The following is a 22,893-nucleotide window of genomic DNA, read 5'->3' as shown; positions in this document are numbered from 1 at the left end:
CAAATACTAGAGAACTGTGAAAAATAAATGTAATCAATAGATTTTGGAGGGAATTATATGTCAGCAAAATGGGAAAAACAAGAAGGAAACGAAGGGGTACTAACAATCGAGGTTAGCTCTGAAGAGTTTGACAAAGCACTAGATAAAGCGTTTAAAAAAGTGGTAAAGAGCGTTCAAATTCCAGGATTTCGTAAAGGAAGAGTACCGCGCAAAATCTTTGAAAACCGTTTTGGTGTAGAATCACTTTACCAAGATGCAGTTGATATTGTTTTACCATCAGCATATACAAATGCTGTTGAAGAAACAGGAATTGAACCAGTTGAACAACCAGAAGTAGACATTGAAGAAATTGAACAAGGTAAAGATCTTGTGTTTACTGCTAAAGTGACAGTTAAACCAGAAGTTAAACTTGGCGAGTACAAAGGTTTAGAAGTTGAAGAACAATCGGTAGAAGTAACAGACGAAGATGTCGATCAGGCAATTGAAACTCAACGTGAACAACATGCAGAACTAATCGTTAAAGAAGAAGGTACTGTTGAGCAAGGCGACACAGTTGTAATGGACTTTGAAGGGTTCTTAGATGGCGAAGCTTTTGATGGCGGAAAAGGTGAAAACCATTCACTTGAAATCGGATCTGGACAATTTATTCCTGGTTTTGAGGAAAAATTAGTTGGAAAAGAAGCAGGAGAAGAGTCAGAAATTGACATCACTTTCCCTGAAGAGTATCATGCAGAAGATTTAGCTGGTAAGGAAGCTACATTCAAGGTTAAGCTACATGAAATTAAATCAAAAGAGTTACCTGAGCTTGATGATGAATTCGCAAAAGACTTAGATGAAGAAATTGAAACACTTGAAGAGTTGAAAACGAAGAAAAAAGCAGAATTAGAAGATCAAAAGAAAAAAGATGCCGAAAACCAAAAGCGTGAAACACTAATTGAAAAAGCTTCAGACAATACGGAAGTAGATGTTCCAGAAGCAATGGTAACTACTGAACTTGATCGTATGCTTAAAGAATTTGAACAACGCTTACAAATGCAAGGCATGACAATGGAAATGTATTTCCAATTCTCGGGTCAAGATGAGAAAGCATTAAAAGAACAAATGAAAAATGATGCAGAAAAACGCGTTAAAACGAATTTAACGTTAGAAGCAATCTACAACGAAGAAAACTTAGAAGTATCTGATGAAGCTGTAGATAAAGAACTTGAAAATATGTCTTCTATGTACCAAACAGATGTTGAGCAGTTAAAGCAAATGCTTGGTGGTAATACAGACGCTATTAAAGAAGATTTGAAATTTAAAAGTGCAATTGATTTCTTAGTTGAAGAAAGCAAAACTGTTTAATTAACTTTAATATGTTTATTTAAAACAGAATGAGGCAAATACTAACAAGGCACGATAAATTCGTGCCTTGTTTTAAACTTTTTTGTACATACAATATTTTTGTCGTTCAGAAAAAGAAATAATCTTTCTAGCAGTTACATACATATGATAAATAGTACATTCTTTTTACTTGGACATATAAAAATGTAACAAAGCAAATTGAATCAAAATAGTTATGATTTGACTTTTTTAATTATTTCTCCATAATTAAAAAATAAATATAGTAAAGTATATTGTTTTGTATTCTGATTTTGTTCTGATATGATGGGCTATGAAAGTCGGGTCCTATATAAGAGATATTAGGGGTAGATTTAAACTTTTAGGGGTGAAATGGAATGTTTAAATTTAATGAAGAAAAAGGCCAATTAAAATGTTCTTTTTGTGGAAAGAGTCAAGATCAGGTTCGCAAACTTGTTGCAGGACCAGGCGTTTATATATGTGATGAATGTATTGATCTTTGTACTGAAATCGTAGAAGAAGAGCTTGGTACAGATGAAGAAACTGAATTTAAAGAAGTACCAAAGCCAAAAGAGATCTGCGAAATTTTAAATGACTATGTTATTGGTCAGGATAAAGCAAAGAAAAATTTATCTGTAGCTGTGTACAACCACTATAAACGAATTAATGCTCCGAAGAATAACGATGATGTTGAGGTGTCTAAGAGTAACATTGCTATGCTTGGACCAACAGGTAGTGGTAAAACATTACTAGCACAAACATTAGCAAGAATTCTTAATGTGCCATTTGCTATTGCAGATGCAACATCGTTGACAGAAGCAGGTTATGTTGGGGAAGATGTTGAGAACATACTTTTAAAGCTAATTCAATCAGCAGATTATGATGTAGAAAAAGCTGAAAAAGGAATCATTTACATTGATGAAATTGATAAGGTTGCAAGGAAATCAGAGAATCCATCTATAACGAGAGATGTTTCTGGTGAGGGTGTACAACAAGCATTATTAAAGATTCTTGAAGGAACAGTTGCAAGCGTTCCACCTCAAGGAGGACGTAAACATCCACATCAGGAATTCATCCAAATTGATACGACAAACGTCTTATTTATTTGCGGAGGGGCGTTTGATGGTATCGATCAAATTATAAAACGTCGTCTTGGTAAAAAAGTTATTGGATTTGGAGCAGATGAACAGCAGCAAGATCTTGAAGTTGGACAGTTGCTTGCAAAAGTATTACCAGAAGACTTATTACGTTATGGTTTAATTCCTGAGTTTATTGGAAGATTACCTGTAATTGGTGCTCTAGAACCATTAGATGAAGATGCACTTGTTGAAATCCTAACAAAACCAAAAAATGCATTAGTGAAGCAATATGAAAAATTATTCCAAATGGATGACGTTGAATTAGAGTTTGAAGAAGACGCATTAGTCGAAATATCCAAAAATGCAATTGAGCGAAAGACTGGAGCACGTGGATTACGTTCCATAATAGAAGGTTTAATGCTGGATGTAATGTTCGAACTTCCTTCTCGTGATGATATTGAGAAATGTATTATTACAAAAGAAACAGTCGTATTAGAGGATGGTAGTCCAAAACTTATCTTCAAAGACGGTACGGTGAAAGATGATAACAAACCATTTCCTAAAGAAAGTGCATGATAATAGGTAAATGATAAATGTTTGAAGACTGACTGGAAAGAATGATTAGCTCTTCCTATGCTTTCGTATGAATGAATGGAGGTTCTAATTTTTCTGGAGGTCAGTCTTTTTCTCTTTCATACATAGGCACTATTGGGTAATACTACTAACAGGAAAGAGCATTGATAAAAGGACATAAACATTTACAAATGGAAAACTTTTCTTTACACTTTACTCTTAAGGAAAGTCTAGATTTCTAAGGACGATTCTAATAACGAACTATAGATGCGTGTTCAAAATGAGGATAAAAAGGACCGACATCGGTTAAGAAAGCAACGTCCTGTTGCAACGCCGATACTAGCACGTCCTGTCCGTCGAAAGTTCGAGGCGGCGTAGCTTTGAGCACCGGAATGTACTTAAGAAGGTACATGAGGAGCGGAAAAGCAAGCCAACGAAGAAATTCGATGAATCATTTTTACCGGACTTTTTGAACAACCTCTATAGATGAAATAACTTAATTATATCTTATATGATAATTATGGAGGTACATACAATGACAAATAAAACTCTTCAGCTCCCCCTCCTCCCATTACGGGGCTTACTTGTTTTTCCATCAATGGTAATTCATTTAGATGTTGGTCGGGAAAAATCAATTCAAGCGTTGGAAAAAGCAATGATGGAAGACCAAATTATTTTTTTAGCTGCACAAAAAAAAGTAAGTGTGGATGATCCAAGCCCTGAGAATATATTCGGAATTGGAACAGTAGCAAAAGTTAAACAAATGCTTAAATTACCAAATGGCACGAACCGTGTTTTAGTTGAGGGGTTATACCGTGCTGAAATTGTACAGTTTACAGAAGAAAAAGAACAATTTTCAGTTGAAATAGAAGAAATAGTTGAAGAACGCGGAGACAAAAATGAAGAAGAAGCATTAATGCGTTCATTATTAAACCAATTTGAACAATATATTAAGGTATCAAGAAAAATAAATCACGAAACATTAGCTACAGTATCTGATATAGAGGAAGCAAGTCATCTTGCTGATATTGTAACATCACATCTGTCTTTAAAACTAAAGGAAAAACAAGAGCTTTTAGAAATAGGTAATGTTAAAAAGCGTATTCAACGACTAATTAAACTTATATCAAATGAGAAAAAGGTTCTTGATTTAGAAAAGAAAATTGGGCAACGCGTTAAGAACTCTATGGAAAAGACACAAAAAGAGTATTATTTGCGTGAACAATTAAAAGCAATTCAAAAAGAACTTGGTGAAAAAGACGGAAAATCTGGTGAGATTGATCAAATGAAAGAAAAGATTGAGCAATCAGATATGCCGGAACGTATCCTAGAGGTTGCTCTAAAAGAATTAGATAGATATGAAAAAATACCACAAAGTTCTGCAGAAAGTTCTGTCATTCGAAACTATTTAGAGTGGTTAATTGCTTTGCCATGGACAGAGGAAACACAAGATACGATTGAGATAGAACGTGCACATAAAATTTTGGATGAAGATCATTATGGACTTGATAAAGTAAAAGAGCGAGTACTTGAATATTTAGCGGTTCAGAAATTAACAAATTCGATTAAAGGACCTATTCTTTGTATTGTCGGTCCACCGGGTGTTGGTAAAACATCGTTAGCTAAATCTGTTGCAAGAGCGATTAACCGTAATTTCGTTCGTATTTCATTAGGGGGAATTCGTGATGAGGCTGAAATTAGGGGACATAGGCGTACTTATATTGGTGCAATGCCAGGCCGAATCATTCAAGGTATGAAAAAAGCAAAAACAGTTAATCCTGTTTTCCTTTTAGATGAAATAGATAAAATGTCTAATGATTTTCGTGGTGATCCGTCATCAGCAATGTTAGAAGTACTTGACCCAGAACAAAACAGTAATTTCAGTGATCATTTTATTGAGGAAACTTATGACTTATCAAATGTATTGTTTGTTGCGACGGCAAACTATGTGAACAATATACCTGGACCATTATTAGATAGGATGGAGCTTATTTCGATTGCTGGCTATACTGAAATAGAAAAACTCCATATTGCAAAAGAGCATCTATTGGCAAAGCAATTAAAAGAAAATGGATTAAGAAAAAGTAATTTACAGTTACGCGATGATGCATTATTAAAGTTAATCCGTACCTATACAAGGGAAGCTGGGGTTCGTAGTTTGGAACGTCAAATTGCCCGTTTATGCAGAAAAGCAGCAAAAATAATTGTTTCAGAAGATAAGAAAAAGGTTATTGTAACAACGAAAAATATGGAAGAACTACTAGGGAAGCCAGCTTTTCGTTATGGTCAAATGGAACAAGAAGATCAAATTGGTACAGCAACTGGTTTAGCATACACAGCTGCAGGTGGAGATACACTTGCGATTGAAGTATCGCACTATCCCGGAAAAGGAAAGCTGACCCTTACAGGCAAACTGGGTGACGTGATGAAAGAGTCCGCTCAAGCTGCATTCAGTTATATTAGATCTAGAGCGAAGGAACTAAATATTGATCCAGATTTTCATGAAACCTTTGATATTCATATTCACGTACCTGAAGGAGCTACTCCTAAAGATGGTCCTTCAGCAGGTATTACGATGGCAACTGCTCTAGTCTCTGCACTTACTGGACGAGCGGTTAAGAAGGAAGTTGGCATGACCGGAGAAATTACATTGCGTGGCCGTGTATTGCCAATTGGTGGTTTAAAAGAAAAGTCTTTAAGTGCTCACCGTGCTGGAATAACTACGATTATCATCCCAGAAGAAAATGCAAAGGATATCGATGATATTCCTGAAAGTGTGCGAGCGGAATTGACATTTATTAAAGTCAATCATTTAGATCAAGTGTTAAACCATGCATTAGTGGGGGATTCAAATGAAAGTAAATAATGCCGAGATTGTCATTAGTGCAGTAAGTCAAAAACAATATCCAAACGATCGCTTGCCAGAGATTGCTCTGGCCGGCAGATCGAATGTAGGAAAGTCATCGTTTATTAATCGATTAATTCATCGTAAAAATCTGGCAAGAACTTCTTCTAAGCCAGGTAAAACTCAAACGTTAAATTTTTATAAAATTAATCAATTCTTTTACTTTGTTGATGTTCCAGGCTATGGTTATGCGAAAGTTTCCAAATCAGAACGCGAGAAATGGGGCGTTATGATGGAGGAGTACTTTGAAACTAGAGATACACTAAAAGCGGTTATGCTCATAACGGATATACGGCATGAGCCAACAGCTGACGATATTAACATGTATCAGTTTTTAAAACACTTTGACCTACCAGTTATAGTGGTTGCAACCAAGCTAGATAAAATTGCTAAAGGTAAACGAGCGAAACATGTAAAACGGACTAGAGATACACTTCAAATGATAAAAGAGGATATTGTTATTCCTTTTTCTGCTGAATCAGGTGAAGGTAAAGATGAAGCGTGGAGTGTAATAAGGAAATTTCTATAAAACTATTTTATGAAGCTAATTCTAAGGGGATAAATTTTCCTCTTAGAATTATTTTTTTAGCAGTTGAGAAAGTATAAAACTTTGGTGTTAATCTGTCTAGCGCAAGCGCCTAGACCGCCTGAGGTTTTAAGTCAAATCTCTTTGTGATATAAATCATCACTAAGAGATTCGTCTTAAACTTGTCGGGGCTGACCAAGGCGCTTGCGCTTTTCTAACATATTATCAGAATTTTCGTTGGATGATTGAGTATATTCATGCATATGGTGGTATTTATAAGCTGTGAGGAGGTATATACTTGAGGTTGATGGATTTGTCTATATAATCAGAAATATAGAAATATATCTTATTCGTATATTGTCTGTCTACTTGCTATAATAGAACTTATCAGTCTGAAAGATAGATTAGGTACATATAAAGAAAGAAGATTTCAGACTACTAAAGAGAGAAAGGGCGGTTAAATTATGAGAAAACTGAATATTATGTTTATTATTGCGCTATTAGCTTTTCTACTAGCTGCATGTGGATCAGAGGAAGGAACTGATTCAAGTGAAGAAAGTGGGGAAAATGCATCAGGTGATAGCCAGGAATTTGATTTGGTTGAAGATGGCAAGCTTACATTTGCCGCGTCCGGTGAATTTAAACCGTTTAGCTTTATGAAAGATGGAAAAATGGTAGGGTATGATATCGCGGTTGCAGAAGCGATTGCGGATAAGTTGGGTCTTGAGGCGGTGCAGCAAAAGGCTAAGTTTGCAGCTATCGTAACCGGTGTAAAACAAGGTCGTTATGATATAGCTGTAGCGAGTCATACGATTACCGAAGATCGTTTAAAAGAGGTTGACTTTTCAGAGCCATATTATTACTCTGGTCCTGTAATTTATGTAAGACCTGATAGTGATATTGAATCAGCTGAAGACCTAAAAGGTAAAGAGATTTCTGTATCAAGGGGTTCTACTTATGTGGCTATTGCTCAGGAATATACGGAAAACATTCCACAAGTAGACAGTGATGTTGTTGCACTTCAATCATTGGCAAAAGGTCACCATGATGCAGTTATAACAGATAAAATTACTGGTCAAACTGCAATTGATAACGGCCTGGAAATTGAAAGCCGTGGACAATTGGGTGTCAGTGAGCAAGCTGTAGCGGTTCCAAAAGAAAAAGATAAATTACAAGAAGCAATTAATCAAGCATTAAAAGAATTAAAAGAAAGCGGGAAGTTAAAAGAATTAGCAATGGAATGGATTGGTGTAGATATCACCGCGAAACCTGAAGAAGCTAAATAATTTAATAAGGTATCAAAGATGCAAATGTGCGCAGAACTTGCGCACATTTGTCCCTTTATAGCTACAGCGCCCTTTGCCTTATAACTTTCTGGCAATAACGGGGCGCTTCCGCTTTATTTATTTTAAAAGGAGTTGAACTGTTTGGAAGCTATTACGCACTTTTTTGATGTATTTATAGGTAGTTTTGACCTTTTTATTGAAGGGCTCAAACTTACATTTCTTTTATCGGCAGCTTCATTAGTAATTGCCTTTATAATTGGCTTGATTTTTGCCATATTTAAAATTTCAAATATAAAAATTTTAGAATGGATAGCTGACGCTTACATATGGATTGTGCGCGGTACACCATTGATTGTACAAATCTTTGTTCTTTATTATGGATTGGCAGAAATTGTTCTTCTTTCTCCATTCTGGGCAGGAACAGCGGGTCTTGCCTTTCATAGTGGGGCCTACATTGCTGAAATCATTCGTGGGTCAATTCAATCAATTGATAAAGGGCAGAGGGAAGCTGGACGCACGCTTGGAATGACTCAAGGACTTACCATGCGAAGAATTATTTTACCACAGGCCTTTCGTCGTGCAGTTCCATCCCTTGGTAACCAATTCATTATTGGTATTAAGGACTCCTCACTAGTATCATTCATTGGAATGCAGGAATTGTTCGGTGTGGCCAGTACACAGGGATCCAACAATTTTGATTACCTGCCATTCTATTTAACCGTAGCAGTGTATTATTTATTCATCGTTCTAATACTTACTGTAGTTGTTAATCAAATTGAGAAAAAATTAGCTAAAAGTGATTAAGTGAGGAGGGCTAGTATGAGTGAAAAACAAGAAATGATTCGAGTAGAGAAATTAAATAAGTCCTTCGGGGATTTACACGTATTAAAAGATATTGATATGACAGTAAAGGAAAGCGATGTAGTTGTATTGATTGGGGCGAGTGGATCTGGGAAAAGTACGTTATTGCGTTGCTTAAACTTTCTGGAGATGAAAAACAGCGGGAAAGTTATCATTGAAGGCGAGCAAATTGAAAAAGAAACGCATGATCTAAATAAAATTCGTGAACGTGTAGGAATGGTATTCCAGCATTTTAATCTTTTTCCGCATAAAACGGTTTTAGGTAACGTTATTGAAGCACCAATACAAGTGAAGGGTTTAAAGAAGAGTCAGGCAATTAAAGAAGGGCAGGAGCTGTTGGATAAGGTTGGATTAGGCGATAAATACAATGTTTATCCTTCAACACTATCTGGTGGTCAGAAACAACGAGTGGCAATTGCTAGGGCATTAGCAATGAAGCCTCAAGTTATGCTTTTTGATGAACCGACTTCTGCACTCGACCCGGAATTAGTTGGGGAAGTATTATCAACTATGAAAGAGCTTGCTGAGGAAGGGATGACCATGGTGGTTGTAACACACGAAATGGGATTTGCCCGTGAAGTAGGCGATAGGGTTATCTATATGCATGATGGGAAAGTTGTTGAAAACGGAAATCCTAAGGAACTTTTTGATAATCCAAAAGAGGAACGTACACAAGCATTTTTAAGTTCAATACTATAGTAGAAAAGAGCGCTAATTCATTAGAATTAGCGCTCTTTTCTACTTTCTTAGTTTCAGAAAATAAATTCCTATTCCAATTAAAGCTATTGGCCAAAACTGTTCGATGAGATCTAGAATTTGATAAATCCAACTTAAGTATGGTGGAAGATTTACTGTGAAAATCACAATTAATGATAAACCAATAAGAATAACTCCGGGTATTATCCCTTTTTTTGTTTTAAGAAAACGTACAATAAAGGCAATCCCTACAATTAGCAGGTAAACTCCCCAATGATCGATCCAAAAGGAATAGTGATTAACACCATGAAAATGGATTCCAAGTCCCAAAATAATCGTACCACTAAACAAATTTTGATGTTCTTTTGTTTTATAGCTGTGTATAAGAAAAGCCAATCCGATAATAATAAAGAGAGTAGGCCAGGAATAAAAGTCAGTGATTATCGGTAGTTGAAGTTTAGTTAAGAGAAAATAAAGTCCAATACCAATCAATAAATACCCTGCAAGAGCATGTTGTTTTTTCATTTGGATTCCTTTCTGAACAGGTTTGTATAATAGGTCGATTTCTTGCTTACAGCCTACTGTTATGATAAAGTACATACGAGTTGGTTAACAATTATATTATATTCATAATCCTATCATATGGATTCGAAATCTGTTCACATTTTATCAGAAATAGCACTTATTTTCTATGTTATAATGAAGAAAGAATTATGTTTTAAGATTTGTTGGGGGTAGACCGAAATGCACATACTTAAAGTGGGATTTAACTATAAATCAGCCCCAGTAGAAATAAGGGAAAAGCTAACATTTTCTGAACAAGACATTGATAATGCAATGTTGCTTTTGAAGACACAAAAAAGCATTTTAGAGAATGTAATTATTTCTACATGTAACCGTACCGAGATATATGCGGTGGTTGATCAAATTCATACCGGACGTTATTATATAAAGCAATTTTTAGCAGAATGGTTTCAGCTTGATAAAGAGGAGTTTTCACCTTATTTGCGAATTGTAGAAAGCGAGGGTGCAGTAGAGCATTTGTTTAAAGTATCTGCAGGCCTTGACTCTATGGTTTTAGGTGAAACCCAAATACTTGGACAAGTGAAACAAACATTTTTAACTGCTCAAAAAATGAAAACTACTGGAACCATTTTTAATGAGTTATTCAAGCAGGCTATTACATTTGCTAAAAAAGCACACAAAGATACAGCTATAAGTGAACATGCTGTGTCTATTAGTTATGCCGCAGTGGAATTAGCTAAGAAAATCTTTGGTGATTTACAAAATAAGCATATCGTCATTTTTGGTGCGGGAAAAATGGGCGAATTAGCAGTGAAGAACCTTCATGGATCTGGTGCAAAGAAAATAACAATGATAAACCGTACGTTTGAAAAAGCAGTTGAGTTAGCAGAAAAATTCGATGCCAATGCTGAACATTCAGGAAATCTGGTTAAAGTGATGCAGGATGCGGATATTCTAATTAGCTCAACGGGTTCAGATTCTGTTGTGATTACAAAGGAAATGCTTGAACCTATACAGAAAAAACGCAAGGGTAGTCCATTGTTTTTGGTAGATATAGCAGTGCCTCGAGATATTGATCCTGCAATTAGTAAGTTGGATAGTATTTTTCTTTATGACATCGATGACTTACAAGATATTGTGGATCAAAATTTAAATTCACGGAAACAGGCTGCAGAAGCGATTGAAATCATGCTGGAGGCAGAAATTGTTTCATTTAAGGAATGGTTACAAACACTGGGAGTTGTACCTGTCATCTCTGCACTAAGACAAAAAGCGTTATCCATTCAAGCAGATACAATGGAAAGCATCGAACGAAAAATGCCAGATTTAACAGCAAGAGAAAAGAAAGTGTTAAATAAACACACGAAAAGTATCATTAATCAGCTGTTAAAAGAACCTGTAACACAGGCTAAAGAATTCGCTGCTGGAAAAGATTCAGATGAAAAACTAGAATTGTTTATGGATATATTTGGTATTAAAGAAGAAGTGAAGGAAGAATTGGACAAGCAGGCCCAAAAAAATAGTATGATGAAGAATACTGAATCAGACGCAACGGTATCCTTTCCTTTAGCGGGAAATTTGTCAACCAATTAAGATGAAAGGATATTAAATATGTTTGAATCAAGATGGCTTTATGAAATTATTCTTATCATTTATGGTTTAAGTTTGATCGGATACTTCATTGATTTTATTCAAAGTAACCAGAAGGCAAATCGGATCGCCTTCTGGTTACTTAGTATGGTCTGGATTATTCAAAGCTTTTTTTTATTTAAACAAGCGTTTTTGGAGAACAGTTTTCCGGTCTTATCGTTATATGATGGTCTGTTTTTCTATTCATGGGTATTGGTAACATTTTCATTAATTATCAATCGTATATTTTCCATACATTTCATAGTATTTTTCACAAATTTATTCGGTTTCTTTATTTTACTTGTGTATATATTAACTGAAGCTCAACGGGAAGGACTAGAACAAGGCGTACAGCTTGTAAATGAGATACTTATTACACATATCACGCTATCCATTGTTTCTTATGGGTTTTTCACACTATCCTTCTTACTGTCGATTATGTATTTGGTTCAATATCGATTATTAAAAAATAAACAAGGTATGAAATGGATGTGGAGGCTAGGTGATTTAAAGCAACTTGATCAATATTCATTTATAGCTGTAACACTAGGTGTTCCATTGTTACTAATCGGCGTTATCCTAGGGGTTGTTTGGGCATATGTTGCAAATGCGGAGTTTTATTGGTTTGATTTAAAAACATTGGGTTCCTTATTGGTACTTGGTGTATATGCGCTTTATTTGCTATTACGTCTGATAAAAGGGTATCAAGGAAGATCAATTGCCATTTACAACACCGCAGCTTTTTTAATCTTAATCATTAACTTTCTATTATTTAGTTTATTATCTAACTTTCATCTTTAAGGAGGAGACAAAACATGCGTAAAATTATCGTTGGAACAAGGAAAAGTAATCTTGCATTGACACAAACAGATTGGGTTATTAATGAATTGAAAAAAGCTGGTGTTCCCTACGAGTTTGAAACGAAAAAGATTGTGACAAAAGGGGATAAGATTCTTGATGTAACGCTATCAAAAGTCGGAGGCAAAGGGCTTTTTGTAAAAGAGATTGAACAAGCTATGTATGATAAAGAGATTGATTTTGCTGTACATAGTATGAAGGACATGCCTTCCGTAATGCCTGAAGGACTAACAATTGCATGTATTCCTGAGCGTGCTGATCACCGAGATGCATATATCGCAAAAGATCACGTACGTTTAAATGATTTGCGGGAAGGTGCAATCGTAGGAACAAGTAGTCTTAGACGGGCTGCACAAATTTTAGCACAACGTCCAGATGTTACGATTAAATCTGTGCGAGGAAATATCGAAACGCGGTTACGCAAGCTTAAAGAAGAAGACTATGATGCTATTATATTAGCGGTTGCTGGAATGCAACGTGTTGGTTGGGATGAAGATATTATAACTGAATACTTGGATCCAGAGGTTTGTGTACCTGCTGTTGGACAAGGCGCACTTGCTATCGAGTCACGAGATGGAGATACAGAAGTAAGAGACATGCTTACAAAAATAAATAATGATTATACGACTAAAACGGTAACTGCAGAGCGGACATTTCTAAAGCTTCTAGAGGGTAGCTGTCAGGTGCCAATTGCAGGGTATGCCTATTTAGACAAAGATGAAGTTATCTTAACAGCACTTGTTGCAAGTGCCGATGGAACGATTATATTAAAAGATGTAATTAGAGGGACTGATCCTGTTGCGGTTGGTAAAGAAGCAGCTGCAAATTTAATTGCACGTGGTGCAAAGGATATCGTGGATGAAGTGAAAGAGGAGCTAAATGAGTAATGCTACAGCCATTACAAGGAAAAGAGATTTTAATTACGAGGGAAAAAAGTCAGTCAAAATCATTTGCTGATTTAATCGTAGCGCAAGATGGAATTCCGATTGAAATCCCGCTTTTAAAAATCACTTGTAAGAGCTATGATGAAAAATTACATTTATTTGAGCGGCTAAAGGATTATCAATGGATTTTTTTCACAAGTGCAAATGGTGTTCATTGTTTTTTTCAATGGATAAAGAAGTACTTGGTTTCCTTAAACAAACTTGATTCCGTTCAATTTGCAGTAGTCGGTCATAAAACGGAGAAAGCTTTACTTGAATATGGGGTGTCTGCAAGTTTTGTCCCATCTGTATATAATGCTGAGGTCATGGCAGATGAATTTTTACAACAAAATATTATGGATGGACCTCTATTAATCGTTAAAGGAAACAGGTCTCGTAAGGTTCTGCAAGAGGCATTCATGAAAAGCAAAGTTGTTTTTGATGAAATTGTAACTTACGAAACGGAGAGTAACCGTGAAAATCAAACGTTGCTAAATGATTATTTTAATAAACAATACCCAGATTTTCTAACGTTTACAAGTCCATCATCTGTGGAAGCGTTTATGGAAATGAATTTATACGCTGAACATCTAAAGCAAGTACTAAAAATTCCTTGTGTGTGTATCGGTACAACAACTGAAGCTCATGCGAAAGAGCTGGGTTTTGTACAAACATTGGTACCGAATCAATATACAATTGAGGGAATGGTAGAAACTATTGCTGTTTACATAAAAGCGAAAGGATAGATAGCTATGAATAATACTTTAAATTTTAAACGTCATCGACGACTTCGAACTTCTTCTTCCATGCGGTCGATTGTTCGCGAAAATCACCTTCGGAAAGAGGATTTAATTTATCCTTTCTTTGTCATTGAAGGAGAAGAAATTCGTAATGAGGTACCCTCAATGCCAGGCGTATTTCAACTTTCGTTGGATAATATTGTTGCTGAAATGAAGGAAGTTCGTGATTTAGGAATTCCTTCTGTTATTGCATTTGGTGTACCAAAAGAGAAAGATGAAATAGGTACAGGGGCATATGTTAATGATGGTATCGTACAACAAGCAATTCGCCTTATTAAGAAAGAAGTTCCAGAATTACTTGTTATAGCTGATACATGTTTATGCGAATTTACCTCACACGGTCATTGTGGTGTCATTCATGATGAAGACGTAGATAATGATGAATCACTGGAATTATTAGCGAAAACAGCTGTATCACAAGTAGAAGCCGGGGCTGATATTATTGCCCCATCTAATATGATGGACGGTTTCGTTATTGCAATTCGTACAGCATTGGATGAAGCAGGGTATACTTCTATACCTATCATGTCATATGCAGTTAAATATTCTTCTGCGTTTTATGGTCCTTTCCGTGATGCGGCGGATAGTACACCACAATTTGGCGACAGAAAGACCTATCAAATGGATCCTGCAAACCGTTTGGAAGCTATCCGTGAGGCAGAGTCTGATATAGCTGAGGGTGCAGACTTTCTTATCGTGAAACCTGCGTTGTCTTATCTTGACATCGTACGAGATATCAAGGATAACTTTAACGCACCAATTGTTGCTTATAATGTCAGTGGTGAGTATGCGATGGTAAAAGCAGCTGCAATGAATGGATGGATTGATGAAAAGTCGTTAGTAATGGAAAAACTTACATCGATGAAACGCGCTGGTGCAGATTTAATCATAACGTATTTTGCTAAAGATGTTGCACGTTGGTTAAGTGAATAAATAATATAAACGAGGTGAACACATATGAAACAATTTGATCAATCAGTTGATGCATATAAAGAAGCGGTAGATCTAATGCCGGGTGGTGTTAATTCACCTGTTCGTGCTTTTAAATCGGTTGGCCTTTCACCTATTTTTATGGAATCTGGTAAGGGTTCAACTATCAGGGACATTGATGGTAACGAGTATATTGATTATGTTCTAAGCTGGGGTCCATTAATTCATGGTCATGCTAATGATCGTGTTGTAGAAAAGTTAAAGGAAACAACTGAAAAAGGCACAAGTTTTGGTGCTCCAACTTTGATTGAAAACAAACTAGCCCAGCTTGTTATTGATCGTGTACCTTCGATTGAAATGGTTCGCATGGTTAACTCGGGGACGGAAGCTACCATGAGCGCATTACGGGTTGCTCGAGGCTATACTGGCCGTGATAAAATTTTAAAATTCGAAGGTAATTACCACGGACATGGGGATTCGTTGTTAATCAAAGCTGGTTCAGGGGTCGCAACATTAGGTTTACCAGATAGCCCTGGTGTACCAGCATCAATTGCTCAAAATACGATCACAGTTCCGTATAATGACATAGAAAGTCTCCGTTTGGCGTTTGCTAACTATGGTAGTGAAATTGCTGCAGTAATTATTGAACCTGTATCAGGGAATATGGGCGTTGTTCCACCGAAAGATGACTTTCTACAAGAACTTAGGACAATAACACAGGACAATGGAAGCGTCCTTATATTTGATGAAGTAATGACTGGCTTCCGTGTTGATTATAATTGTGCACAAGGTTATTTTGGCGTAACGCCTGATATGACCTGTTTAGGGAAAGTGATAGGTGGTGGGCTACCAGTAGGGGCTTACGGTGGTAAACGAGAAATCATGGAACATGTTGCACCAGCTGGTCCTATCTATCAAGCTGGGACATTATCAGGTAACCCACTTGCTATGGTCGCAGGTTATGAAACGCTTAAAGCATTGACGCAAGAATCCTACACAATAATGAATGAAAAAGTAGACAAATTAGTTGAAGGGTTTAAACAAGCTGCAATAGATTTTGACATTCCATTGCATATTAACCGTGCTGGATCAATGGTAGGAGTCTTTTTCACCAATGAACCTGTAGATAATTTTGATAGTGCAAAAAAATCTAATTTAGATTATTTTGCACAGTATTACCGGGCGATGATTGAGGAGGGTGTCTTTCTTCCACCATCTCAATTTGAAGGACTATTCCTCTCAACAGCACATTCAGACGAAGATATAGAACTTACAATTAAAGCAATACGAAATGCATTTTCGTCAATAAATAAATAATAATACTAAACATGCTATCGATATTTTCGGTAGCATGTTTTTTATTTCAAGCTGACCATTTTGCTTATGCATCTGCTTCTGACCAGTCGCCTGCGCTTCTCTTTGTCTAGCTGCGGCTCCTAGCGACTAACAGGAGGCTACTGAAAAAGTTAAAGTATAGTACTAAATATGTGGATCCACCATCGCATATTCGAATATACTTCGCTTTCCGCGGGCGAGTGTCAAGCCTCCTCGGACTGCCGTCCTGCGGGGTCTCGCCGATCTCTTGCTTCCCGCAGGAGTCTCCGTATATTCGAAATGCTAAGTTAAGGTGTAAAGTTAAATTTTTAAAATCCACCACTTTTTCAGTGGCCTTACTAGCAGATAGGTGGTCCTGTTGAACGTACGGAAAGTTCACCGTACTTTTCACCATGCCCATCTATCTGTACGTCACTGACCAGTCGCCTGCGCTTTTCTTGTCTAGCTGCGGCTCCTAGAAGCTGCCGTCATAAGCAATGAACACTAAGAACGCGAAACCCATGCGTTCTACGGTTCCTTGCTTATGCGTCCGCTTCTGAACAGTCGCCTGCGCTTTTCTTATTCATATAATCTGAACTTGGCTCATATAGTGGTATAAAACATATGTTTATTTTTAAGTGTTAGGAAGGAGGAAGTAATTTGTCGCAGGAAGAAAATGCTGTTTTTAGTTTTGAATTGAATGAATCTCTTTATTTTGAACAGGGACAGGAAGTTGCTGAAATTCTTGGCATATCACTAGATCCCGAAATATCCATTCAACCATTTAATGATTATATATCCATTAGAGGTGTTATTGAATTAAATGGAGAATATCAGAGGGTTGGTGAAAGTGAGGTACGAGGAGACAATTCCTTTGACCTGGAGGACTATTCTTCCCGTCGTTATGTGGAACAGGTAGTTGAAGAGGAAAGGGGTGAAGCGACTTTTTCTCACCGTTTTCCAGTAGAGATTTCAGTACCTACTTATCGGGTGAATGATATGAACGAGGTAACGGTGTCTGTTGACTACTTTGATTATGAAATACCTGATCAAAATCAACTTAGATTAACATCAATTATTGCTATACAAGGTATAAATGAAATAGCTGAACCAACAGATGAAGAGGAAGTAGTTGAACAAGAGGAAGTTGCCCCTATGGAAACAGAGGATACATTTCGTTTTGATATAAAAAACCAAAACGAAGAAGATGATTCAGAAAAAGAACAAGTAAACTACCAGCAGGCATTAAATCGTGAAGCATATGTTCCACCTGTGGATGATGAACTTGATGATAATGATAATGATGAACTGGTGGATGAGGAGCCTGAACGCGCACCAACTTCTTCTGTTAAATCAACGGAGGATAATAAGTATGAGGATGATGGCGAAGATAAAATAGATTATCTATCTAATATTTTTAGGCAGGATGAAGAACGTTACTCAAAAATGAAATTATGTATTGTACAAGATAATGATACGATCGAAACAATTGCCGAAAGATATCATGTTAATCCACTTCAGATTACCAAACAAAATAAATTGGACGATGAAACAGTTAGTGAGGGACAGTTACTTTATATACCTGTAAAGCAATAGGAAAAGCGTAAGCGATTCGATGTTGATTTATCGTAAGGAGGCGCCTGAGGCAAAGGGCGTTGAAGCTAGACAGACAGGAAAGCGGAATCTGAATCCAAACAAAAAATCACCTATCCCCTTGTGTTTATTGTTACAAGGGGTTTGAGTGGTTTCGAATGTGGGGAATCTTATGGATAATTATAAGAATACATATGGAGAACAGTTGACACTATCTGATATATTTCGAAATATCGGATATGCGCATAGTGGCACATTGCAAACCATTTCAATTGATAAAGAAAAAATACAAGATGATTTCGTGCAATATCATGAGAAATGTGTCCAATTCCGAGAGCGGTTTGATCAATATATAGATGAATTTGAACAAAAAAGGTACATGTCACCGGTTGAATTATTGGTGTGTACGCATTACCGTGATATTGATTATTTATTTAATGAACTATTTACTCGTATAGAGCAATTTAATTCAGAGGTATCGCAGGTTAACATGTGGAAATACAGCCGATGTTATGGACATAAAAATATTAAACATTTGCTGGTAAAAAGACATTTATATAAAAATAGTCATGAACATTTCTTTCAGGGTAATGCTGTAATGGATGTCGCTGCAATGATCATGTATCATACAAAACTTTTTGACTGGCAGGATACTGAACTTACAGAGTACTTCAGTGTATATTTAAAGGCAAATCAGTTAGAACAGGTTGAATTGTATTTGCTAGGGATATACTTGTTGGATCCTACTGAATATATTCAGGCAGTAGAGGATTATGCAACGCAAGCTTCTAACAGAACAATGATAGAACATGTGTTGACAATTAAACGAAATCATCGCTATCTACTCCAAATGTTGAGTTGGTCCAGTAAAAATCTAATATTAGAAAACGATGATACGGATTAAATCCATTCTAAATAAAAAGCAATAAAAATACCGATTATTACCCCCAGTAGGAAAACATCAAAGGTAGTTGGGAAAAACAAAGTACGTAATAATTGGAAAATTAGAATTGGTAATGTGACCTTTTCGATTACACAAATACAGTGTCTTGCCCATGGTGGAATTTTGTACCGATAATATCGTGCCATTTTTATCACATCCTTCACATATACAATCATTTTTATTATACTATGATTAAAGAACTTGTTTTTGTGCAAGATATGATAATAATAGTTGATTTTGTGGGAATAAATAGGTAATATTAATAAACAAACAGTTATAAACAAATGGCAATGAGTGGGAAGAGTACAAGGTAACACCTTAAGAGAGGGAAATAAAAGCTGAGAATTTCCTAGGTATATTAACTTGGAAGGTCGCCCATGATGCTGCTTTTCTGAAATGTTCAGTAGGAGAAGTCGGATAAAATCCGTTATGTATGATGAGTGTGCAAGTTTATTTAAGCTTGCAAACAAAGGTGGTACCACGGAAGCAATCTTTTCGTCCTTTATAGGATGAGGGGATTTTTTTATTGCTTAAAATTAGCTAAAGGGAGGAAAAAGACATGTCAGAAAAACCAAAAACCGCATTACCCCCAAAATATGATCCACAAGCTGTTGAAAAAAATCGTTATCATTTTTGGCTTGATGGTAAATATTTTGAAGCTACGGGAGATCCAGAAAAGGAACCTTTTTCAATCGTAATACCTCCTCCAAATGTAACAGGAAAATTACATTTAGGTCATGCTTGGGATACTGCGATGCAGGATACCGTTTCAAGAATGAAAAGGATGCAAGGATATGATGTATTATGGCTGCCAGGAATGGATCATGCGGGGATTGCTACACAAGCTAAAGTTGAAGCGAAGCTAAAAGAACAAGGCCAATCCCGTTACGATTTAGGCAGAGAGAAATTTGTTGATAAAGTATGGGATTGGAAAGAAGAATATGCAAGTTTTATCCGTGAACAATGGGAAAAGCTAGGGCTTGGTCTTGATTATTCACGTGAGCGATTCACAATGGACGAGGGACTATCTGAGGCGGTCCGAGAAGTATTTGTAACGCTTTATAACAAAGGATTAATTTATCGTGGCGAATATATCATCAACTGGGATCCTAAGACTAAAACTGCACTTTCTGATATTGAGGTTATACACAAAGAAATACAAGGTCATTTTTACCACATGAAATATCCAATTAAGGATAGTAATGAATTTATCGAAATTGCAACTACACGTCCCGAGACAATGCTAGGTGACACAGCTGTCGCAGTACACCCAAAAGATGATCGTTATAAACATTTAGTGGGCAAAAAAGTCATCCTTCCGATTGTTGGTCGTGAAATTGAAATTGTGGCTGACGATTATGTAGACCAGGAATTTGGTTCTGGTGCTGTTAAAATTACACCGGCTCATGATCCGAATGATTTTGAAATTGGAAATCGACACACTTTAGAACGCGTATTAGTAATGAATGAAGACGGTTCAATGAACGACAATGCAGGTAAATATAAAGGGCTTGATCGCTTTGATTGCCGTAAACAAATTGTAAAAGATTTAAAAGAGCTTGGCGTACTTTTCAAGATAGAAGATCATAACCATACGGTTGGTCACTCTGAACGTAGTGATGCAGTTGTTGAACCATATTTGTCTACGCAATGGTTTGTTGATATGCAGCCTTTGGCAGATGCCTCCGTTGAAATGCAGAATAATGATAAGAAGGTTAATTTCGTTCCTGACCGCTTTGAAAATACCTATCTGCATTGGATGGATAACATTAGAGATTGGTGTATATCTAGACAGTTATGGTGGGGACATCGAATTCCGGCTTGGTATCATAAAGAAACGAACGAGATTTATGTTGGTAAAGAGGCTCCAGCTGATAGTGAAAACTGGGAACAGGATAACGATGTATTAGATACATGGTTTTCATCGGCGTTATGGCCATTTTCTACAATGGGTTGGCCGGATAAAGATGCAGAAGATTTCAAGCGTTATTTCCCAACAGATGTGTTAGTGACTGGTTATGATATTATCTTTTTCTGGGTTGCGCGTATGATTTTTCAATCTATCGAATTTAATGATGAACGCCCATTTAAAGACGTTCTAATCCATGGGCTAATCCGTGATGCGGAAGGCCGAAAAATGAGTAAATCTTTGGGTAATGGAGTAGACCCAATGGATGTAATTGATAAATATGGTGCTGATTCATTACGTTACTTCCTATTAACTGGTTCCTCACCAGGCCAGGACTTACGTTTTTATTGGGAAAAGGTAGAATCCACTTGGAACTTTGCAAATAAAATTTGGAATGCATCACGATTTTGTTTGATGAACATGGAGAATTTCTCTTATGAAGATATTGATTTATCGGGAGAAAAATCCGTTGCAGATAAATGGATTTTAACTAGATTAAATGAAACTATTGAACAGGTTTCGAAAAACACTGCAAAATATGAATTTGGTGAAGCGGGACGCCATTTGTATAACTTTATTTGGGATGATTTGTGTGATTGGTACATCGAAATGGCGAAACTGCCATTATATGGTGAAGACGCTGATAAAAAGAAAACAACGCAATCTGTGCTTGCATATGTACTAGATAACACGATGCGTATGTTGCATCCATTTATGCCATTTATTACAGAAGAGATCTGGCAGCAGCTTCCGCATCATGGGGAATCTATTACAGTTGCTAAATGGCCAGAAGTCCGCAATGATCTTCATGATGAAAAGGCTATGAATGAAATGGAGAGACTAGTTTCTATTATAAAATCGGTACGTAACATACGTGCTGAAGTAAATACACCAATGTCCAAGCAGATAAAGCTCCTCATTAAAATTGAGAATGAAACAACAATAACTGAATTAGAATCAAATCGAAGCTATATCGAACGCTTTTGTAACACAAGCGAATTAGTAATTGCATCTGATATTGAAGTTCCAGAAAAAGCTATGTCAGCTGTAGTGACTGGGATAGAGTTATTCTTACCTCTTGAAGGTTTAATTGATATAGAAAAGGAACGCGAAAGATTAGAAAGTGAATTGTCAAAATGGAACAAGGAAGTTGAAAGGGTACAAAAGAAATTGGCTAATGAAGGCTTTGTTAAAAAAGCACCAGAGGCAGTCGTGGCCGAGGAAAAACAAAAAGAACAAGACTACCTGGAAAAGCACGCAAAAGTTAAAGCTCGCTTACAGGAGTTAACTTCATAACAATTAGGAGATGCGGAAATTCATTTAACGATGAATTTCCGCTTCCATTATGATAGTTGAGTTCTAATGTGGGTAATGTACTTTTGTAAAATATTTACATCACTTACGGCACTAAGTGTTCTTGATCCGACTACATCTTCTATTTCGTTAAATAGTAATTTGCCGTCTTTACTAAATAAAAAATCGATACCAACCATATCAAATTGAAAGTGATCAATAATTTTATTTATCAATTCAACCTCTTCATTATTTACCTTATACCAGGCCGCAGATCCACCAAGTTTATAATTTGCACGAAAATCATCCTTATTCTCACGTAATACGGCCCCGACAATTTCAGTACCAACCACGAAAACACGCAGATCTTTTCCGTGAATAACATCACTACTTTGCAAGACAATCGTTTTTGAGTTTATTTTTGGTATGCAATTTTGCCAATCTTGCTCATTCTTTATCAGAAAAACTTGGTTCCCTCCACGTCCAGTGGATTCTTTTGCTACAAAAGGATAGTCAAAGTGCTTGATCCTGCTAAATTGATTTTGCTTCGTAAAAATGGTATCCACCATCGGTATGTCTAAGTTATGTACATGATGATGAGTCAACTCTTTGTTATTACAAATTTGAGAGATAGATGATGAATTAAATACTCTAATCTTCATATTCTCAAGGTGTAAACTTAATAATGGGTCAATGGTTCGTACAATAGCAAAATCCGGTAGGACTATTTTTTGGTCTTTAAACAGAAGGGTTCGTTTATTATCAAGAATACCAATTGTAATATGTTCTCTACTTATTAACTGAAGTTCAACATCCTGTAACTCAGCCTCATCGATAAACCAATTTATGTACGAAGAATTCTCCTCAGCATCTTCTTTGTTATAAATCAACCAGCCTGTGTACTTCAAT

Annotated in this window: 19 protein-coding genes and 1 other annotated feature; of the genes, 16 read left to right on the top strand and 3 right to left on the bottom strand. The window is 36.4% G+C overall.

What is annotated here, in order from left to right; all coding sequences use genetic code 11:
- The first annotated feature begins 57 nt into the window (after positions 1-57).
- The 7 genes from tig to LG329_RS03315 all read left to right on the top strand — a co-directional run bounded on the left by tig (position 58) and on the right by LG329_RS03315 (position 9,270).
- Complete coding sequence (gene tig, locus LG329_RS03345; protein WP_404453325.1) at positions 58-1,344, top strand: trigger factor; 1,287 nt, start codon at positions 58-60, stop codon at positions 1,342-1,344.
- Between the two features lie 374 nt (positions 1,345-1,718).
- Positions 1,719-2,996 carry an ATP-dependent protease ATP-binding subunit ClpX gene (gene clpX, locus LG329_RS03340; protein WP_404453322.1) on the top strand — a complete coding sequence of 426 codons (1,278 nt, stop codon included), beginning with the start codon at positions 1,719-1,721 and terminating at the stop codon, positions 2,994-2,996.
- Positions 2,997-3,528: 532 nt separating this feature from the next.
- Positions 3,529-5,859 carry an endopeptidase La gene (lon, locus tag LG329_RS03335; protein ID WP_404453319.1) on the top strand — a complete coding sequence of 777 codons (2,331 nt, stop codon included), beginning with the start codon at positions 3,529-3,531 and terminating at the stop codon, positions 5,857-5,859.
- Entirely contained in the window at positions 5,846-6,427 is a 582-nt protein-coding gene (yihA, locus tag LG329_RS03330) for a ribosome biogenesis GTP-binding protein YihA/YsxC (protein ID WP_404453316.1), read from the top strand. Before lon ends, yihA begins: the two co-directional genes overlap by 14 nt.
- Before the next feature lie 461 nt (positions 6,428-6,888).
- Entirely contained in the window at positions 6,889-7,710 is an 822-nt protein-coding gene (locus LG329_RS03325) for a transporter substrate-binding domain-containing protein (RefSeq protein WP_404453313.1), read from the top strand.
- A gap of 141 nt (positions 7,711-7,851) precedes the next feature.
- On the top strand, positions 7,852-8,514 hold the full coding sequence (locus LG329_RS03320) for an amino acid ABC transporter permease (RefSeq protein ID WP_404453310.1): 663 nt from the start codon (positions 7,852-7,854) through the stop codon (positions 8,512-8,514).
- 15 nt (positions 8,515-8,529) lie between these two features.
- Positions 8,530-9,270, top strand: a complete 741-nt coding sequence (locus LG329_RS03315) for an amino acid ABC transporter ATP-binding protein (RefSeq protein WP_404453307.1) — start codon at positions 8,530-8,532, stop codon at positions 9,268-9,270.
- Between the two features lie 39 nt (positions 9,271-9,309).
- Here the strand turns inward: LG329_RS03315 and LG329_RS03310 are convergent, their stop codons facing one another.
- Positions 9,310-9,792 (bottom strand): LiaI-LiaF-like domain-containing protein, encoded by a 483-nt coding sequence (locus LG329_RS03310; RefSeq protein ID WP_404453304.1) that lies wholly within the window; start codon positions 9,790-9,792, stop codon positions 9,310-9,312.
- A gap of 219 nt (positions 9,793-10,011) precedes the next feature.
- Here LG329_RS03310 and hemA point away from each other — a divergent pair, with 219 nt between their 5' ends.
- The 8 genes from hemA to LG329_RS03270 all read left to right on the top strand — a co-directional run bounded on the left by hemA (position 10,012) and on the right by LG329_RS03270 (position 18,743).
- Positions 10,012-11,385 (top strand): glutamyl-tRNA reductase, encoded by a 1,374-nt coding sequence (hemA, locus tag LG329_RS03305; RefSeq protein WP_404453301.1) that lies wholly within the window; start codon positions 10,012-10,014, stop codon positions 11,383-11,385.
- Positions 11,386-11,403: 18 nt separating this feature from the next.
- A complete protein-coding gene (locus tag LG329_RS03300; protein ID WP_404453298.1) occupies positions 11,404-12,222 on the top strand; it encodes a cytochrome c biogenesis protein in 819 nt (272 codons plus the stop codon).
- A 14-nt stretch (positions 12,223-12,236) separates the two neighbouring features.
- Complete coding sequence (hemC, locus tag LG329_RS03295) at positions 12,237-13,166, top strand: hydroxymethylbilane synthase (protein ID WP_404453295.1); 930 nt, start codon at positions 12,237-12,239, stop codon at positions 13,164-13,166.
- A complete protein-coding gene (locus LG329_RS03290) occupies positions 13,166-13,948 on the top strand; it encodes a uroporphyrinogen-III synthase (RefSeq protein ID WP_404453292.1) in 783 nt (260 codons plus the stop codon). The genes hemC and LG329_RS03290 overlap by 1 nt, the downstream gene beginning before the upstream one ends.
- 6 nt (positions 13,949-13,954) lie before the next feature.
- Positions 13,955-14,935, top strand: coding sequence for a porphobilinogen synthase (gene hemB, locus LG329_RS03285; protein WP_404453289.1), 981 nt, complete (start codon positions 13,955-13,957; stop codon positions 14,933-14,935).
- Between the two features lie 24 nt (positions 14,936-14,959).
- Complete coding sequence (gene hemL, locus LG329_RS03280; RefSeq protein ID WP_404453286.1) at positions 14,960-16,249, top strand: glutamate-1-semialdehyde 2,1-aminomutase; 1,290 nt, start codon at positions 14,960-14,962, stop codon at positions 16,247-16,249.
- A 657-nt stretch (positions 16,250-16,906) separates the two neighbouring features.
- Positions 16,907-17,842 carry a LysM peptidoglycan-binding domain-containing protein gene (locus LG329_RS03275; RefSeq protein WP_404453283.1) on the top strand — a complete coding sequence of 312 codons (936 nt, stop codon included), beginning with the start codon at positions 16,907-16,909 and terminating at the stop codon, positions 17,840-17,842.
- A 169-nt stretch (positions 17,843-18,011) separates the two neighbouring features.
- Positions 18,012-18,743: a hypothetical protein gene (locus tag LG329_RS03270; RefSeq protein WP_404453281.1), complete on the top strand. Its 732-nt coding sequence runs from the start codon at positions 18,012-18,014 to the stop codon at positions 18,741-18,743.
- Here LG329_RS03270 and LG329_RS03265 read toward each other — a convergent pair.
- Positions 18,740-18,928: a hypothetical protein gene (locus LG329_RS03265; RefSeq protein WP_404453278.1), complete on the bottom strand. Its 189-nt coding sequence runs from the start codon at positions 18,926-18,928 to the stop codon at positions 18,740-18,742. The two genes, LG329_RS03270 and LG329_RS03265, sit on opposite strands and share 4 nt — an antisense overlap.
- A gap of 135 nt (positions 18,929-19,063) precedes the next feature.
- Positions 19,064-19,288: a binding site (T-box leader), on the top strand.
- A 53-nt stretch (positions 19,289-19,341) separates the two neighbouring features.
- Between LG329_RS03265 and LG329_RS03260 the strand changes: the two genes are divergently transcribed.
- Positions 19,342-21,987, top strand: a complete 2,646-nt coding sequence (locus LG329_RS03260) for a valine--tRNA ligase (protein WP_404453276.1) — start codon at positions 19,342-19,344, stop codon at positions 21,985-21,987.
- A 47-nt stretch (positions 21,988-22,034) separates the two neighbouring features.
- Here the strand turns inward: LG329_RS03260 and LG329_RS03255 are convergent, their stop codons facing one another.
- Entirely contained in the window at positions 22,035-22,892 is an 858-nt protein-coding gene (locus tag LG329_RS03255) for a RimK family alpha-L-glutamate ligase (protein WP_404453273.1), read from the bottom strand.
- Between the last annotated feature and the right edge of the window lies 1 nt (position 22,893).

The sequence above is a fragment of the Virgibacillus necropolis genome (assembly GCF_044793635.1).
Lineage (GTDB): Bacteria > Bacillota > Bacilli > Bacillales > Amphibacillaceae > Virgibacillus_F > Virgibacillus_F necropolis_A.
The sequence above is the reverse complement of the archived record's forward strand: the minus strand, read 5'-3'. Positions and strand labels throughout refer to the sequence as shown.